The following is an 18,117-nucleotide window of genomic DNA, read 5'->3' on the forward strand; positions in this document are numbered from 1 at the left end:
GGCGTCTGCCGGACACCCCCGGGCCGGAGTGGCTTGAAAGGAATGCAGGCCTCAAGTCGGAGGTCCTCGCTGTCAGCGGTAAATGAAGAGAAGTCAGGGGCACAGTTCCTTCCGATCTGCAAACCTGTCAACAGTCTGTGAGAAACCTGTGAAGGTGCGATGTCCGGTTCATGTCACGAATCGCCATGTTGTCCATGGGTGACATTGCTCATGGCGGGACATTCTTAATATCTCCTTAGACTTCCCAACGCCCGTTCCATAGCGTGCACTTGGTCCGGACCCTCACGGGCCGGCCTTTTCCTGTACCGGTTTCCTGGGGGGATCCTGTTGTCTCATCGGAGTCGCTTTGCCATGCGCTCAGCGCGTGGCAGAGCACGGGTCGCGGTTGTTGCCGCACTCGCCGTTCTAGTTTCCGGCCTGGGTCTTCCCGCGGTCCAGGCGGCTGACAAACCGCCAAAAGTGTGGGTGCCACCGAAGACCGCCCTGCCCGGCGCGAAGCCGGTCAAGGGGTCGGACGCCAAGTCCTCGAAGGACAAGGCGCCGGCCGCCAAGCCCTGGAAGCCCGCGCCGAAGTCGAAGGCTCCGGTCGGGACCAGCCGGGTCGAGGTCGGCGCCCGCCCCGAGTCGAAGCCTGCCGCCGGAGCGGGGTCGGTCCAGGCCGGCGAGTTGCCCGTCTGGGTCGCACCCGGGAAGGACGCAAAGGCCAAGGCCCTGCCGTCCGGGCCCGCGAACGCGCCCTCGGCTGCCGGGAGCGGCAGCCTGAGCGTTGAGGTGAAGGACGCGGCCAAGGCGCGCGCCGCCGGAGTGAACGGTGCGCTGATCACCCTCACCGAACCCGCGGGCGTTGCCGCCACGGGCAAGGTCGAGGTCGGCCTGGACGTGTCGGCGTGGGCCAACGGCGCCGGCGCCAACTGGGCCGACCGTGCCCGCCTGGTGCAGCTTCCCGCGTGTGCCCTGACGACCCCGGGTGCGGCCGGTTGCACCACCCGTACGCCCGTCGCCTCGCGCCGGGACGCCTCCGGGCGCCTGGTCGCCGAGGTCGAGGTGGCGAAGAACGCGGCGACTCCCAGCATGCTGCTGAAGTCGCAGCAGGGCGCGCAGGCGGCGCCTTCCGCGGCCCCGCAGGTCATGGCCGCCCAGGGCGTGGCCCTCGCCGTGGAGCCGGGCCCGTCCGGCAACCTCGGCGACTACTCGGCGACGCCGCTCCTGCCGTCGGCCTCCTGGCAGGCCGGCGCGAACTCGGCGAACTTCACCTACGGCTATACGGCCGAGATCCCGTCGACGATCGCGGGCGCGGCGCCGAGCGTCGTGCTCGGCTACGACTCCTCCTCGATCGACGGCCGTACCGCGTCGACCAACGCCCAGTCCGGCCTGATCGGTGAGGGCTGGGACTGGCACCCCGGCTCGATCTCCCGCTCGTACAAGGGCTGCAAGGACGCGGGCATCAAGGACTCGGGCGACGAGTGCTGGGCCGGCGACATCCTCTCCCTGTCGATGGCGGGTCACGCCGGGCAGATCGTCCGCGACGACAACACGTGCGTCTACCGCCTGCAGGGCGACGACGGCACGAAGATCGAGCGCCTGACCGGCCAGCGCAACTCCGCCTGGAAGGGCGAGGGTTTCCGCGTCACCACGACCGACGGCACGCAGTACTACTTCGGCGCCAACCGCCTCCCGGGCGGTGACGGCACCGACCCGGAGGCCAAGTCCGTCTCCACGGTGCCGGTCTACTTCAACAGCGGCCAGGACAAGTGCCTCGGTGCCGACACTCCGGCCAACGGCACCCACCAGCAGCTGGGTTGGCAGTGGAACCTCGACTTCGTCGTGGACCCGCACCAGAACCTGACCTCCTACCGCTACGAGCAGGAGGACAACCACTACGGGCGCGGCGGCGGCCAGAACAACGGCAACGGCACCCCCACCCTCTACCAGCGCGCCTCCTACCCGACCTGGATCGGCTACGGCCAGCGCCTCCCCGACCAGATCGCGGCCAAGGGCAAGGCGAACACCGCAGCCCAGATCTGGCTCCGCTCCGCGGACCGCTGCTTCGAAGCGGGCGACGCCTGTGACCCCACGAAGCGCAAGACCAACGCCACGGCCTGGGGCGACACCCCGGTCGACCAGGAGTGCGCGGCCACCGGCCAGTGCCTGAACCTGTCGCCGACCTTCTTCACCACCAAGCGGCTGACGAAGATCGACACCGAGGTCCTGGGCACCGGCGGCTACCGCAACATCGACTCCTACGCGCTCAAGCAGCGCTTCGAGGCGCCGGGTGACGGGACCTCGCCGTCCCTGTGGCTGGAGTCCATCCAGCGCACCGCCACCAACGCCCGGTCCCCGCTGACCGTGCCGCCCGTGCTGTTCGAGCCGCTGCAGATTCCCAACCGCGTCGACGGCGTGGTCAAGCGCCCCGACGGCACCGAGGCCAGTACCTCCCGCTACAACCGGCCGCGCATCCAGACCATCACCACCGAGACCGGTGGCCGCATCAACGTGGTCTACAAGGCCCCGGAGTGCTCGCGGGTCAAGGGCACCATGCCCGCGGCCGACGACACCAACACCATGGCCTGCATGCCGGTCAAGTGGTACCTGCCCGGCCAGTCCTACCCGGACCCGGTCAACGACTGGTTCCACAAGGTCGTCGTCGAGTCCGTCACCCAGCAGGACATGGTCGCCGGCCAGGTCAGCACGGTGACCAACTACGAGTACGGCGGTGGCATCGCCTGGCACCGCAACGACTCCGAGTTCGCCGACCCCAAGACCCGTACGTGGGACCAGTTCCGCGGCTTCGCCACGGTCACCACCCGTACCGGCAGCGGCAACGCGTCCGAGGCCCCGCGCACCAAGTCGGTGGCCACCTTCCTGCGCGGCATGGACGGCGACGTCCTCGCCAACGGCACCAAGCGCAGCGTGAACGTCCCGGACAGCCAGGGCGGCACCATCAAGGACGAGGACGTCCTGTCGGGCTTCGTCCGCCAGACCGAGACCTACGACCGCGACGGCGGCACCGTCGTCGGCGACGAGGTCTCCACCCCCTGGCTCGGCGCCGTCACCGCCACGCGCGCCCAGTCCGGCGGCATGCCCGCCATCACGGCCCGCGCGCTGAACACCGGCAAGGTCACCAGCCGCGCCAAGCTCGCGAGCGGCGCCTGGCGCACCACCGAGCGGACGTCGACGTACGACGACACCCTGTTCTCGCGGCCCCTCCAGGTCGACGACAAGGGCGACGTCTCCCGCACCGACCAGCGCATGTGCACCACCTTCGAGTACGCCACCGGCCCCGGCGGCGCACTCTCTCAGCTCGCTTCCCGCACCCTGATCGTCTCGGGTGCGTGCGGTCAGACCCCGAACGCCGCCAACACGGTAGGTGACACGCGCACCTACTACGACGACAAGGCGTACGGTCAGACCGGCGCGACGGCCGACCAGACCGGCACCGAGGTGCTGGAGAGGTACGACGGCGCGGGCAAGCCGGTCTACCGGCTCAACATGACGGCCGCGTACGACCTGTACGGCCGTCTGACCACCAGCACGAACAAGGTGCGCAAGGACGCCGCCCACCCGGACGGCGCGGTCACCAAGACCGAGTACAGGGCACTGCCCAACGCACTGCCCTACGAGGTCACCCACACCAACCCGCTGGGCTGGAAGACCACCACCACCCTCGACACCGGCCGTTCGCTGCCGATGAAGACGACCGACGAGAACAACCACGTGGCCGAGCGCGGCTACGACGCCCTCGGTCGTGTCACCACCATCTGGCAGCCGGGGCAGGACCGGACCGTCGACCCGCCGGTCCGCAAGTTCTCGTACGCCATGAACGGCGCCAACGCGCCGACCACCGTTCTGAGCCAGGCGCTCATGAACGACAACAAGTACATCAACAGCTACACGATCTACGACGGCCTCGGCCGCGTCCGCCAGACCCAGGCGCACACCCCGTCCGGCGTCACCGGACGCATGGTCACCGACGCGCTCTTCGACTCGCACGGCTGGCAGGTCAAGACCAGCGCGCCGTACTACAACGACGAGAAGGCTCCCGGCGGGGCGCTCTTCCTGCCCAACGGCGGGGTCAACCCCGACAGCAAGATCCCGTCCCAGACCGTCTCGATCTTCGACGGACTCGGCCGTACCACCGCCTCCGTGTTCCAGTCCTACGGGACCGAGCAGTGGCGCTCGAAGACGGAGTACCCGGGCGCCGACGAGGTCCGAAACATCCCGCCGGCCGGTGGCTACGCCACGGCTAAGATCACCAACGGCTTGACGTCGGTGGTGCGCCAGTACAAGGGCAACACGCCCGCGGGTGACTACGACGCGACCACGTACGTCAGCAACACCCAGGGCAAGGAGCTCTCCCGCAAGGACTCCGCCGGCAACGAGTGGACGTTCGCCTACGACCTTCTGGGCCGCACGGTGAAGACCACCGACCCGGACTCGGGCACGGCGGAGACTGTCTACGACGACAGCAAGAATCTCGTCACGGTCAAGGACGCACGCGGTAAGCAGGCCACGGCCGTCAGCGACCTTCTCGGCCGCACGGTCGCAACGTACGAGGGCGCGGCAGTCGACCCGGCGAAGCGGGTCGGTGCCTTCACCTACGACACCAAGGCGCTCGGCAAGCCGTCGACCAGCACGCGCTTCGTCGGCGGAGAATCGGGCAGCGCGTACATCACGGAGGTCACCGGCTACGACAGCGGCTACCGCCCGTTCGGCAGCAAGGTCACCATCCCTGCCGTCGAGAAGGAGCTGCAGGGCACCTACGAGACGAAGAACTCCTACGACAAGTACGGCCAGCTCAAGACCACGGGCCTGCCGGCCATCGCGAAGGCCGGCCTGGACGCGGAGACCCTGACCTACGGGACGAACTCCGTCGGCAGCTTCACCTCGCTCGACGGCAAAATCGGCTCCGTGATGACGCCGTACGTCGTGGACATGCGCTACGACCCCTTCGGCAGGGCCATCCGCACCACTCTCGGTGACACCGGCCGACAGATCGTCTCGACCGTCGACTACGACGAGGCCACGGGCCGGCCGGTCCGGTCCACCCTGGACAAGCAGACCGCGGCCACGGCGAGCGTCGATGTCCTCGACTACACCTACAACCGGGTCGGCCAGCTGACCTCGATCAGCAACACGCAGGACGGCGCCGCCCGTGACCTGCAGTGCTTCACGACCGACTACCTCGGCCGGCTGACGCAGGCCTGGACCGACACCGGGACCACCACGACGGCTCCCCAGCCGAGCGTGCGCGGCATCGGCGGCTGCTCCAACGCCACGGGGCCCAAGGTCGACGGGACGGGCAAGCCCAGTGTGGGCGGGCCGGCGCCGTACTGGCAGCAGTACGAGTACGACAAGATCGGCAACCGCACCAAGCTGGTGAAGAAGGACGTCACGGGCAACGCGGCCAAGGACACGACGGTCACCCAGACCTTCGGATCCGGCCCCAACACCCCGTCCACCGACCCGAAGACGGGCGGCGGCACGGGCGGCCCGCACGCGCTGATGGCCTCCACGGAGACCAGCAGCACGGGCACCAAGGTCACCTCGTACACGTACGACGCGACCGGTAATACCGCCTCGATCACCAGCACCCCGGGCACCAAGACCCTGACCTGGAACGACCAGGGCAAGATCGACAAGATTACCGGTACCGGTGAGAGCGGTGGCACGAGCTACCTCTACGACACCGGCGGCAATCAGCTCATCCGCCGCGAGCCCGGTAAGACCACGCTCAACCTCGGCACCGACCAGATCACCCTGGACACCGCCACCACCAAGGTCTCCAACGTCCGTACGTACGGTGCGCCCGGCGGCCTGTCCATCACCCGCACCACCACGGCCGGCGTCTCGTCGCTCGCCTACCAGTCCTCGGACCACCACGGCACGAACGGCGTCCAGTTCAACGCGACCGACCTGGCCCAGGTCCGCCGCCCCGCGGACCCGTTCGGCAACGAGCGCGGCACCCGGCCGACGCCGGGAGCCTGGGTCGGCGACAAGGGCTTCGTCGGTGGCACCAAGGAGAAGTCCACCGGCTTCACCCTCTTGGGTGCCCGTGAGTACGACCCCACGACGGGCCGGTTCATCAGCCCGGACCCGATCATCGACGGTGGCGACCCGCAGCAGTGGAACGCGTACGCCTACTCCAACAACGACCCGATCAACAAGTCGGACGCGAGTGGCCTCCGCTACATAGACGACGACCAGGCAAACGTCGACTACTACATAAGGAACACGACGCAGGAGGGCGAGACACCTAGAGCCATCCGCGACGAAAGCCCTGAGCAGAAGGAGCTGACCTCCTCCAACCACGAGCTCAACAAGGCCAAGAAGAAGCGCGACGAACTGAAGCACGCCGTAGTCGATCTGGTCCTGGATCTGATCGGTTACAACGACGCCCGTGACTGCTTCACCAAGGGCGACGTCATGGCGTGCATCAACACGGCGCTCAACGCGGTTCCCTGGGGCAAGCTGGCCAAGGCCATCAAGATCGGCATCAAAGCCTTCAAGATCTACAAGGAACTGAACAAGGCCTACGACGCGGTCAGTGCCGCCGAAAGTAAGGCCTCCAAGGCCATGGCGGCCTTCACCAAGGCCAAGAAGGCCGAGGACGAGGCATCTGCTGCAGCGGCTCAGGCACGAAAGGCCGGGGACGAAAAGGCGGCGACGGAGACAGCCACCGACAGCGCCGGCACAGAATCCAAGGCCGGCAGAGGCGATGCCGACGCCGAGACGGGCGGCGGAGGAGCGGAAGCCCGCGCAGCCGACTCCGAGGCCGGAGCCGCGTGCCCCATCAAGAGGAACAGCTTCCCCACGGGTGCGCGCGTCCACATGGCCGATGGTACGAGCAAGGCCATCGAGGACGTCCAGGTAGGCGACGAGGTCCTGGCCACGGACCCGCAGACCGGTGAAACCGAAGCCAAGACGGTCACGGCGACCATCACCACCCCCGACGACAAGGAGTTCACGGACCTCACCCTCACCGACGACGCGAACCCCCGCGGCCCGCCGGTCACCCTCACCTCCACCTCCCACCACCCCCACTGGAGCGAAACCCGCCGCCAGTGGCTCGACGCCGGCGACTTCGCCGAAGGCGAGCAGCTCCGCCAGCCCGACGGCTCCACTCTCACCGTCAAAGCCACCCGGAACTACCCGCTCGCCGTCACCACGCACAACCTCACCGTCGACGACTTCCACACGTACTATGTGCTGGCGGGCGCCACGCCGGTCCTCGTTCACAACTGCGGTCCCGTATATTCGGAAATTGCCGATGGGCGCCGGGGTGCGGCCTACGCGGAGGTCTCCCCTCAAACTCTGGATAATGCGAGCGCCGGACATATTGGCAGTGAGCCTGGAAAGCGGAAGCCTGATGGTTTCCGGAGTGGCGTGGGCGACTCTCGGGGCCACTTGATCGGCAGGCAGTTTGGTGGCGATGGGCGTGATATGCGAAATATCATCGTGCAGGGTGGGGCGCAGAATAATGGCGCCATCTCGGCCGCAGAGGACGCTATTGCAGCCCATGTGCGTGGTAGCAGAAACACGATCATGATGAGCGTGACGCCCATCTATGGGGAGGCGAAGTACCGCGCAACGCATGTTCGGATCGAGGCAGTAGACGACTTCGGCTGGTCGTTCGATCAGATCATTCCAAATTTCTAGGACCTTGCCATGAGCGCGCTAAGTTCACTCACCCGCCTGTGTGCACCACCGATGACGCAAGCGGGATCACCCGGAGGGTTGCCCAGCGGGGCAGGTCTGGTCATCCCACCAAGCCACACGGCCATGCTTGAGCTCTACGGTCCTGGCTGTTTCAACGATTTCCTCTGGATCTATGAAAATTCGCGCCCTGATATTTGGCCGAACATCGGAGCGCGCAGTCGCGAATCATCGGAGATCCTTTCAGGGAAGGACATCCTCGACATTCGGTCCACAGTGGGGCGACTTGGAGCCGCTCCAGGTGATTTGATCCAGTGGGGGAGCACCGATAATGCAGATTCCCTCTTCTGGATCCCTGTAGGCCCAGAGGACCGCTGGCCGACCTTAATTGTCGAGGCTGGGCAACTGGACTTCTTGGTGATCGAAGAACAGTCTCCGGCAGTCATCCTCGGTCTCCTTGAAGGGGCACTCGACTGCCCATTCTTCCCTGTTGAATTCAAGGACTCCGGCCCTCTCTTTGAGAGGTGGTCGGGCGGTCAGGTGGGTGAAGGCGAGGCGCCTTAGTGCATCACCTTCCCTAGTGGAAATATGTGAGCGTTGCTAAGGTGATCCGATTCACCCTTGCGATGAACGGGGAAACGCGAGGCCCCCCGCAGGAGAGTTTCCTTCGGGGGGCCTTAGCGGCTGTTTGACGGCAACGGTGACGGCAACGTCAGCGGACAGTAGGTGCGACGGGCGGGTCGTCGGGGCCGTGGTCGGCTGGGCTGAGGGCGTGGTCGAGGGTGTTGATGGCCTGTCGTTGGAGGCGAAGCCTTACGTGGGCGTAGACGCCGGCCGTGACGCCGATGTGAGCGTGGCCGAGGAGCTCTTTGATGACGACCAGGTCAACACCTTGCTCCAGGAGCAGGGTGGCGGTCGAGTGGCGTAGGTCGTGGAAGCGGATGCGGCGCAGACCGGCCCGGTCGAGCAGTCCGCGGAAGTGACGTGTGACGTTGGCGGGGTCGAGGGGGCTGCCCGCTGTTGTCGTGAAGACGAGACCAGAGTCCTTCCAGCTCGCCCTTGCCACTTGTTTCTCTTCGTCCTGTTGCTCCCGGTGGCTGCGCAGGGAGCGGGCGCACTCGGTCGGTAGAGCGATGCGGCGTTCAGACGCTCGGGTCTTGGTGGGCAGCGAGGTGAGACCGGCGGTGCGGGTGCGTTGGAGTGAGCGGCTGATGTTGGCCGTACCACTGTCGAGGTCGAGGTCTTCCCAGCGGAGGCCGAGGAGTTCGCCTTTGCGGAGTCCGGTGCGTAGGGCGAGTTCGTACAGCGCGTGCAGCCTGTCGCCGCCCGCCGCCTGGAGGAGCTGTCGGGCCTCGGCTGCTGTGAGGGGCTGGAAGCGTCTCGGGCGAGGTGCGGTGGTCTTGACGTTCCGGGCGACGTTGCGGGGCAGCTCGTCCTCGCGGACGGCGTGTTCCAGAGCGGACTTCAGGACCGAGTGCACGTAGGTCACGGTCAGCGGCGACAGCACCTTGCCGCAGCACTGGCCGATGGTGCAGCACCGCTTCCAGACGGTGTCCAGCCCCTGGGCGCAGCACTGGCAGGTGGTGCGGAGCCGGTCAAGGAAGGTCCGCACGTCCCGTGTGGTCAGTCGGGCGAGCTTCTTCCTGCCCAGCCCGGGGATGAGGTAGAGACGGATGCAGGTGCCGTACCGAGTGTGCGTGTTCTCGCGGAGCTGATGGACGGCGACGCTGCCGAGCCAATAGGCGAGGTACTCGCCCACAGTGCTGTCTGCTGTTGCGACGGGGAGACCGCGGTTGCTGTCTGCGATCTTCCCGGTGAGCTTGTCCGCAGCTTCCTTCCGGGTGGTCCCGTAGACGCGGACGCGCTTGCGGCTGCCGTCGGCGGCGAGGACGTAGCCGGCGGCCTCCCAGCGTCCGTCCTTGCGCTGGTAGATGGTGCCCTCGCCGTTTGCGCGGGCCTTCCCCTTCGGGGCGGTCATCGGGCGGCCCCTTCCAGATGCAGCTGGATGTAGTCGGTGAGCGCGTGGACGGGGATGCGGCGGGCGCGGCCGACCGTGAGCGAGGCGAGACGGCGGCTGCGGATCAAGTTGTAGAGAGCGGATCGGCCGATCTTGAGGTGGGCCATCACTTCGGGCACGGTGAGGAGTTCGTCGTCACGCACGGGCCGTCACCGCCTGGGGGTGGGTGCTGCCGATGAGGCGGGCGAGTCGTTCGAGGTCGGGTGTGAGGCCGGTGCCGTCGAAGGCCCAGCGGGCGAGTACGAGCGTGGTCGCCTCGGGCGTGGGGGTGTGGCGGCGATGCCAGGCGGTGCGGGCCTCGCGGAGCGCGCCAAGGGTGGTGGAGTAGGTACGGGTTTTGGTGGAGAAGTGGCCGCGGAAGCCGAGCATGTGGGCCCAGGTCCGCAGTTTCAGGTGTTCGAGGTCGAGGCGGGCGCCGAGGGCCCACGCGGTGCGGATCATGCGGGCCGCGTGGTCGGGAATGGTTTCCTGGCCGAGTTCGGCGATCAGCTTCAGGCGGTGGTCGAGGGTGCCGGCCGTGCTTTCGGCGCCCTTGGTGGCGTACTTCGCCACGTACCCGGCGACCTTGCCCTCGGTGATGGTGGTCCCGTCCTGGAAGGCGGCGGACTGGATGACTTTGACGTCCAGCTCCTTGCCGAAGCCGAAGGAGTAGGTCCGGCCGTCGATCTCCGGCCCGCCGACGTGGGAGCGGGCGGCGGCAGCGTGGACGGCATCGGCCAACATCACGGGCGTGGCCCACGCGGGTGGCGGGGTGTGACCGCCTCTGGGGCCGTCGAGGCGGATCACAGCGTGGAAGTGGATCAGCCCGCGTCGCTGGTACTCGGCGACCTTCGCGTACGAGACTCGGGCGACCTTGGGGAGCAGGCGCTGAGGGATTCCGGCTACGGCGGCGATAGTGCGGCGCAAGTGGAGCATGAAGCGGGCCCACAGGGCGGAGGCGTGGGCGTTCCACAGGACCGCACCCCTGTAGTCGTACCGTTCGGTGTTGAGCGGGGTGCCAAGGGCCGGGTCGTCCTTGGCGTGGGTGCGCCCGCACCCACAGCGCGCGGAGGAACTGGAGCGCCGGCCGTGAACCGGACCGTACGACGGGGCGGTGAGCGTGGCGAACACTCGCGGATGGGCAGCGACTTGCTCAGGGATGCTCTTCCCGCCGCGCAGACCGGCGGCCATGAGATGGAACGTGTCCTGCCGGTACAGCTCGGCGCAGGAGCGGCAGCGGGTGGTGCGACGGTTGCCGCAGCGGACCAGGAGGTGCCCGGCGGGCATCTTCGCGGAGTCCAGGTGCCGCAGTATCTCGCCGGTAGCGGTGTTGATCTCGGTGAGATGGCCTTCGAGCCGGATCGGCTGGGCGCAGCCGCCGAGAGAGGGAAGCTGCCGGACGAGGCCCGGCAGGTCCCGGTAAGAGGTGAACGCCGCCAGCTCGGCGGCGGTCGGCTCGGGGCGGGGGATTGTGGCGGTGCGGTCGTGCGATGGCATGCTGGCAGGACCTCTCTGCGTTCCGGCACACGCGTGTGCCGTGGATGAAGGGGGAAAGGGCCCCGGCAGGGGCGAGGGTTTGGCGACTACACGCCTCAGCCGGGGATCACTGCGATACGGGACCGGGGCGGTCCTGATCTTCGTGGTTCGGGTGGATGGCCGGCGGGCGTCACGCGGCCTTGCCGAGGTCGATGTGGTCGGGGAGTTCGCGGATCTGGAGGCCGTCGGCGCACATCAGGTCGTTGATCTGCCAGCAGGCTTCGGTGGGCAGGTAGACGGAGCGGAGCCGGACGGGGGTGCGCATGTCGCCGACGGAGGCGATCGAGACACCGGGCGGCATTTCCCGGTCGGCGGCGGTGATGTCGAGTTCCCGGCCGTCCGGGAAGAGGTGCAGGAAGTCCTCCGTGGTGTCGACGCGGTGGCAGATCCGGGCGGACAGGTTGGTCCGGACGGCGGTGGTCAGCACGTCGGCGGAGGGCTTCTGGGTTAGGAGCCACAGCCGGACCCCGAACTTGGCGCCCTGGCTGGCGATGGCCAGCAGTTCGGCCTCGAAACGCTCGCGGGCCTTGCGGTTCGGGTGCCGGGTGTAGTTCGCCACCTCGTCGATCGCCAAGACGATCAGCGGCAGTTCGGGGCTGAAGTTGGTGATGCGGTCGGTACGGCCGGACCAGAACAGCCGCTCCCGCCTCTGCATCTCCTCCCGCACCCAGCGCAGGATCTCCGTCGGTTCGTCCGGGTGGATCGAGTCGGAGACCTTGTAAGCGGTGCGCCACCAGGGGGCGACCGCCGCGAGGTTGGGGTCGATGATGATCAGACGTACGTCTCGCATGAGGGACGCGTAGGCGAGCAGGGTGTTCACGGTGATCGACTTGCCGGAGCGGGTGGCGCCGGCGACCAGGGCGTGCGCGGAGAGGGCGAGGTTGAGCACGATGGGAGTGCCGTCCTCGTCCCACCCCAGCAGCACGTCATCCGTGGAGACGAACTGGCCCGGGCGGCAGGCCGGGGAGCCGTCGGGGCCGAGCAGGGGTGAGCTGATCACTGCTTCCAGGGGTTCGCGCCGGAACCCGCGTGCGACGATCACCCCGGGCTTGGGCTGGGAGATCCGGATGCGCCGCATCCCCCAGGCGTCGCGTAGGCCTTCGTTGGCGTCCTGCCAGGCGCTCAGCCCGACCTGCGGGAGGGCATCCGCGGTGACGGTGACGCCGAACGGGTCGGCTTGGGTGTGCAAGCGCGGCGCCAGCACTCTCGGCTTCGCGGGCGATTCCTGCGGGCTGAGGTGCTGGGGCATGGTGGGCGTGGCGTCTTTGACCACCAGGTCCAGCATCAGGGCCAATCGCTTCCAGCCCCACCTCGGGTGAGCTGAGGGTGCGCTCAGGGACGTCGCATCGTCAGCGTTCCCCCAGCGGCCCCACCGGATCTGTTTCCGGTGGGGCCGCTGGGCTGTTTCAGGGCAGGGGCAGCGACGGTTCCTCGTCGCCCGATCTCCGGAGGCGCCTACCAAGAAACCCGGGAGCGCCAAGGCCAAACGCAAGCGTCACAGGGTGAGCCTTGGTTGGCCCCGGAGGACCCTGGTGCGGCGAAGCTGCCCAACCGGCGAGAGGCCCCTTCCGCGCCGGCCTCGATTCTTCCGGCGACCCGATCCGTATGGTTGCGGAAGCCTGCTCGGCAGCAGGCGTGGTGGTGGCACCGATCGGGCGGCGATCTCGGGGCGCCGAACTGCACGTAGTGTGCTGGAACTCGCGGATATCAGCATTACGTCCGGTGGTGTGGTGACCCTTCATCGGGCGGCGGGCTTGGCAACTCATGAGGGGATGGTTCAATGGCCGTCGAGGCCAGTGAAGCGCGTGCCGTTCTGGACGAGTTCACGCGTGATGGTCGACTGTCGCCGAGCTCCTTGGAGCGGGCGGAGTGGGGGACATGGGACCGGGTCGCACCGGGATGGGTTCTCCTCCTCAGTCTCAAGGCCCTGGTTCTCTTCCGCTGGGAAGAGGGGCGGACGGGACCGGAGCTGCTTCCTGACGTGCCCGCCGGCATGTCGCGCAATGAATCCGACAACCTGATCGAAATGCTGCGCGGCAGCCTCTCGGCTGCCGCGGTCGCCCGGACCACGGGTGGGCTGACGCTCGAACGGGTGCTTTCTCTGTTGGTCTGCGTCATCGCTGACGAAGCGATGACGCACCAGGAGGTCGACACCCTGCTGGAGTCGGCGGTGGCGCTGAATGAGGAAGCCCTGCAGGCCGCGGACCTCTCGCGGCCGCTGTACCGCGGAACCGATGTCGGTCCGTGGGACGTGAGCGAGACGGATTGGGAGGCGATGGGCCTGCTCGATCTCGGTGGGCTGAAGGTGCCGCGCACGGAAGTGAGCAAGGTGGATCTCAATTCGCTCGATTCCGATACCGAGGTACTGGCGGCGGCGGTTCTGTTCCGCGGCACGACCGCCAGCTTGCAGCTCCAAGCCTTCCCGACCTCCTCCGGTGAACCCGGGTGGGGCACGATCTGTGATCGGCTGGAGGCGAACCTGCGGTCTCGCGGTGCCGAGGTCGAGCGGTGGTCCGAGCGGGTGGGCGTCGAGCTCAGGGCTGTGGTTCCGGTCGTGAGTGAAACCCGCGGCCGGGACCGCATGACGGTTCGGTACATCGGGTGCGACGGTCCGGGTTGGGTTCTGAGGGGCGTGATCGGCGGCGCCCCAGCTCTTCCCGGCAGTCGTGACGACTGGGCGTACGGTTGTTTCCAAGGCGTGGTGGTCGATCCGGCCTTCGTGGTGCCGAGCGTGGCTCCCGCCTGGCCGGCCGTCGGCGATCCTTTGAGGTCGCGCGATCGGAGCGGGATCATCCCACTGCGTTTTCCTGAGTGAGCGTTCCGCGCTCTCCCTCCGACGAGCGGCGTGCATGAAGTCATGCACGCCGCTCGTCGGGCTTGCGCTCCGTCCAGTGCCCCGGGGTGTCGGAGCGTGAGGTGATTGTCGGATTGGGTTAGGTTTGCCCCGATATTCGTTTCGGGATTCCGAGAGGGACACTCATGGCGATCGATCTGGACAAGGTGCTCGACAAGGCGTGGGCCGACAAGCCGCTCGCCGAGGTGCTCGCAGCACCCGTCGCCGCGCTCAAGGGCGTCAGCGACGAGGACGGCAAGCTGCTGCACGAGGCGTTCGGGGTCAAGACCGTCGCCGATTTCGGGCAGCTGAAGTACGTCCGGTGGGCGCAGGCCCTCGTCGCGCTGAACCAGACCGTCAAGGCGTAGTGGTCAAGGTCCGCGTACTCGGGGTTCGTGGGCCTGAATGAAAAGAGCCGTCCCCCTCACCCTTCGGCAGGGTGAGGGGGACGGCTCGTGTGACGGGGGAGCGGACTACTCCGACTCGCCCTCCAGGTTGCCCTCCGTGTCCAGGTAGACCTGGCGCAGCGATTCGAGGATGTGCGGGTCCGGCTTCTCCCACATGCCGCGCGACTCGGCCTCCAGCAGGCGCTCCGCGATGCCGTGCAGGGCCCACGGGTTGGCCTCCTCCAGGAAGGCGCGGTTCGTCGGGTCCAGGACGTACGTCTCGGTGAGCTTGTCGTACATCCAGTCCGCGACCACGCCCGTCGTGGCGTCGTAGCCGAAGAGGTAGTCCACCGTCGCCGCGAGCTCGAAGGCGCCCTTGTAACCGTGGCGGCGCATCGCCTCGATCCACTTCGGGTTCACCACGCGGGCGCGGAAGACGCGCGAGGTCTCCTCGACCAGGGTGCGGGTCTTGACCGTCTCCGGGCGGGTGGAGTCGCCGATGTAGGCCTCAGGGGCGGTGCCGCGCAGGGCGCGGACCGTGGCCACCATGCCGCCGTGGTACTGGAAGTAGTCGTCCGAGTCCGCGATGTCGTGCTCGCGGGTGTCCGTGTTCTTCGCCGCGACCGTGATGCGCTTGTAGGCCGTCTCCATCTCGTCCCGGGCGGGGCGGCCTTCCAGGCCCCGGCCGTACGCGTAGCCGCCCCACACCGTGTAGACCTCCGCGAGGTCGGCGTCCGTACGCCAGTCGCGGGAGTCGATCAGCTGGAGGATGCCGGCTCCGTACGTGCCCGGGCGCGAGCCGAAGATACGGGTCGTCGCGCGGCGCTCGTCGCCGTGCTCGGCCAGGTCCGCCTGGGCATGGGCCCGGATGAAGTTGTCCGAGGCGGGCTCGTCCAGGGACGCGGCCAGGCGTACCGCGTCGTCCAGCAGGCCGATGACGTGCGGGAAGGCGTCGCGGAAGAAGCCCGAGATGCGGAGGGTGACGTCGATGCGGGGGCGGCCCAGCTCGTCGAGCGGGATCGGCTCCAGGCCCGTGACGCGGCGCGAGGCCTCGTCCCAGACCGGGCGGATGCCCAGCAGGGAGAGTGCCTCGGCGACGTCGTCGCCGGAGGTGCGCATCGCGCTCGTGCCCCACAGGGACAGGCCGACGGAGGCCGGCCACTCGCCGTTGTCCGTGCGGTAGCGGGTCAGCAGGGACTCGGCCAGGGCCTGGCCCGTCTCCCACGCGAGGCGGGAGGGGACGGCCTTCGGGTCGACCGAGTAGAAGTTGCGGCCGGTCGGCAGGACGTTGACCAGGCCGCGCAGCGGGGAGCCGGAGGGGCCCGCCGGGATGAAGCGGCCGTCGAGGGCGGCGACCACGTGGGCGATCTCGTCCGTGGTGCCGGCCAGGCGCGGGACCACCTCGCGGGCCGCGAAGGACAGGACCGCCGCGACGTCCGCCGGGTGGTCCGCCGCGACCGTGGACACGGCGCCCGGGGACCAGTTCGCGTCCTCCATCGCCTGGACCAGGGCGCGGGCCTGCTCCTCGACCGTGTCCGCGGAGGTACGGGTGGCCTTGGACTCGTCCAGGCCGAGCGCCTCGCGCAGTCCCGGAAGGGCCGTCGTACCGCCCCAGATCTGACGGGCGCGCAGGATCGCGAGGACCAGGTTGACCCGTGCCTCACCGGTCGGCGCGCCGCCCAGGACGTGCAGGCCGTCGCGGATCTGGGCGTCCTTGACCTCGCACAGCCAGCCGTCGACGTGCAGCAGGAAGTCGTCGAAGCCGTCGTCGTCCGGACGCTCCTCCAGACCGAGGTCGTGGTCGAGCTTCGCGGCCTGGATCAGGGTCCAGATCTGGGCGCGGATGGCCGGCAGCTTCGCCGGGTCCATGGCGGAGATCTGGGCGTACTCGTCCAGGTGCTGCTCCAGCCGCGCGATGTCGCCGTACGACTCCGCGCGCGCCATCGGCGGCACCAGGTGGTCGACCAGGGTGGCGTGCACGCGGCGCTTGGCCTGGGTGCCCTCGCCCGGGTCGTTGACCAGGAAGGGGTAGATGAGCGGGAGGTCGCCGAGGGCCGCGTCGGGAGCGCAGGCGGCGGACAGGCCGGCGTTCTTGCCCGGCAGCCACTCCAGGTTGCCGTGCTTGCCCAGGTGGATCATCGCGTCGGCGCCGAAGCCGCCGTCCTGCGCGCGCGCCTGGATCCAGCGGTACGCGGCCAGGTAGTGGTGCGAGGGCGGCAGGTCCGGGTCGTGGTAGATCGCGATCGGGTTCTCGCCGAAGCCGCGCGGCGGCTGGATGAGGATGAGGAGGTTCCCGCGGCGCAGGGCCGCGAGCACGATGTCGCCCTCCGGGTTGGCCGAGCGGTCCACGAACATGTTGCCCGGGGCCTCGCCCCAGTGCTCGGTGACGCTGTCGCGCAGCTCGGCCGGGAGCTCGGCGAACCAGCGCTTGTAGTCGGCCGCCGGGATGCGGACCGGGTTGCGGGCCAGCTGCTCCTCGGTCAGCCAGTCCTGGTCGTGGCCGCCGGCCTCGATCAGGGCGCGGATCAGCTCGTCGCCGTCGCCGGAGACCAGACCGGGGATGTCCTCGGTCGGTCCGAAGTCGTAGCCGCCCGCGATGAGCGTGCGCAGCAGCTCCACGGCGCTGGCCGGGGTGTCCAGGCCGACCGCGTTGCCGATGCGGGAGTGCTTGGTCGGGTACGCGGAGAGGACCAGCGCGACCCTCTTGTCGCGGCGGTCGATGTGCCGCAGGCGGGCGTGGCGTACGGCGATCCCCGCGACCCGGGCGGCCCGCTCGGGGTCGGCCACGTAGGCGGGCAGGCCGTCCTCGTCGAGCTCCTTGAAGGAGAACGGGACGGTGATCAGGCGGCCGTCGAACTCGGGCACCGCGACCTGGGTGGCGGCGTCCAGCGGGGACAGGCCCTCGTCGTTCTCCTCCCAGGCGGCGCGCGAGCCGGTCAGGCACAGGGCCTGCAGGATCGGCACGCCGAGACCGGCGAGCGCGCCCGCGTCCCAGGACTCGTCGTCGCCGCCCGCCGAGGCGGTGGCGGGCTTGGTGCCGCCGGCCGCGAGGACGGTGGTGACGACCGCGTCGGCCGACTCCAGCGCGGCGATCAGCTCCGGCTCGGGGGTGCGCAGGGAGGACACGAACAGGGGCAGGGCCTGGGCGTCGTGGGCCTCGATCGCGTCGCACAGGGCGTGCACGAAGGACGTGTTGCCGCTCATCTGGTGGGCGCGGTAGTAGAGCACGGCGATCCGCGGGCCCGTGGTGGTCCCGGGCGTGCGCTCCAGCGGGCCCCAGGTGGGGGAGGCGGCCGGGGGCTCGAAGCCGTGGCCGGTCAGCAGGACGGTGTCGGAAAGGAACCGGGCCAGCTGCTCCAGGTTGGCCGGGCCGCCGTGCGCGAGGTAGCCGTGGGCCTCGGCCGCGATGCCGATGGGGACCGTGGAGGCCTCCATGAGCTGGGCGTCCGGGGCCTGTTCGCCGGTCAGGACCACGACCGGGCGGGTCTGGCCGGGGGCGAGGAGCAGGTCGAGGCCGTCCTGCCAGGCGCGGAGGCCGCCGAGGAGGCGTACGACGACCAGGTCGACCCCGTCGAGGAGTCCGGGGAGGTCGTCGAGGGGGAGACGGGAGGGGTTCGCGAACCGGTACGGGACGGGGCCGTCCGCCGTGTTCGCTGCGCGGGCGCTGAGCAGATCGGTGTCGGACGTCGACAGCAGCAGGATCATGCGGCGGC

The 18,117-nt window shown here is 68.8% G+C and carries 9 protein-coding genes; 4 read left to right on the top strand and 5 right to left on the bottom strand.

All coding sequences use genetic code 11. From position 1 onward, the window contains the following. The first annotated feature begins 465 nt into the window (after positions 1-465). Both IE257_RS12025 and IE257_RS12030 read left to right on the top strand, forming a co-directional pair. The gene (locus IE257_RS12025; RefSeq protein WP_189967672.1) at positions 466-7,656 is read left to right on the top strand and encodes a polymorphic toxin-type HINT domain-containing protein; all 7,191 of its coding nucleotides are present in this window, start codon (positions 466-468) and stop codon (positions 7,654-7,656) included. Positions 7,657-7,779: 123 nt separating this feature from the next. Further along, on the top strand, positions 7,780-8,217 hold the full coding sequence (locus tag IE257_RS12030; RefSeq protein ID WP_189967673.1) for a hypothetical protein: 438 nt from the start codon (positions 7,780-7,782) through the stop codon (positions 8,215-8,217). A 148-nt stretch (positions 8,218-8,365) separates the two neighbouring features. Here IE257_RS12030 and IE257_RS12035 read toward each other — a convergent pair whose 3' ends face one another. The 4 genes from IE257_RS12035 to IE257_RS12050 form a co-directional block, all read right to left on the bottom strand. After that, positions 8,366-9,631, bottom strand: coding sequence for a tyrosine-type recombinase/integrase (locus tag IE257_RS12035; RefSeq protein ID WP_189967675.1), 1,266 nt, complete (start codon positions 9,629-9,631; stop codon positions 8,366-8,368). Then, complete coding sequence (locus tag IE257_RS12040; RefSeq protein ID WP_189967677.1) at positions 9,628-9,813, bottom strand: helix-turn-helix domain-containing protein; 186 nt, start codon at positions 9,811-9,813, stop codon at positions 9,628-9,630. The genes IE257_RS12035 and IE257_RS12040 overlap by 4 nt, the downstream gene beginning before the upstream one ends. Then, the gene (locus IE257_RS12045; RefSeq protein WP_189967679.1) at positions 9,806-11,146 is read right to left on the bottom strand and encodes a replication initiator; all 1,341 of its coding nucleotides are present in this window, start codon (positions 11,144-11,146) and stop codon (positions 9,806-9,808) included. The genes IE257_RS12040 and IE257_RS12045 overlap by 8 nt, the downstream gene beginning before the upstream one ends. A gap of 169 nt (positions 11,147-11,315) precedes the next feature. Then, positions 11,316-12,470 (bottom strand): FtsK/SpoIIIE domain-containing protein, encoded by a 1,155-nt coding sequence (locus IE257_RS12050; protein ID WP_229920335.1) that lies wholly within the window; start codon positions 12,468-12,470, stop codon positions 11,316-11,318. A gap of 495 nt (positions 12,471-12,965) precedes the next feature. Here IE257_RS12050 and IE257_RS12055 point away from each other — a divergent pair, with 495 nt between their 5' ends. Together IE257_RS12055 and IE257_RS12060 are read left to right on the top strand one after the other, a co-directional pair. Beyond that, positions 12,966-14,000: a DUF3710 domain-containing protein gene (locus IE257_RS12055; protein ID WP_189967684.1), complete on the top strand. Its 1,035-nt coding sequence runs from the start codon at positions 12,966-12,968 to the stop codon at positions 13,998-14,000. Between the two features lie 164 nt (positions 14,001-14,164). Beyond that, positions 14,165-14,386: a hypothetical protein gene (locus IE257_RS12060; RefSeq protein ID WP_030390548.1), complete on the top strand. Its 222-nt coding sequence runs from the start codon at positions 14,165-14,167 to the stop codon at positions 14,384-14,386. Positions 14,387-14,491: 105 nt separating this feature from the next. On the opposite strand, the gene cobN is transcribed toward IE257_RS12060, so the two are convergent. Continuing rightward, positions 14,492-18,109 (bottom strand): cobaltochelatase subunit CobN, encoded by a 3,618-nt coding sequence (gene cobN / locus IE257_RS12065; RefSeq protein ID WP_189967686.1) that lies wholly within the window; start codon positions 18,107-18,109, stop codon positions 14,492-14,494. Positions 18,110-18,117: the final 8 nt, after the last annotated feature.

It is taken from the genome of Streptomyces avidinii (assembly GCF_014650695.1).
In the GTDB taxonomy this organism is placed as follows: Bacteria; Actinomycetota; Actinomycetes; order Streptomycetales; family Streptomycetaceae; genus Streptomyces; species Streptomyces avidinii.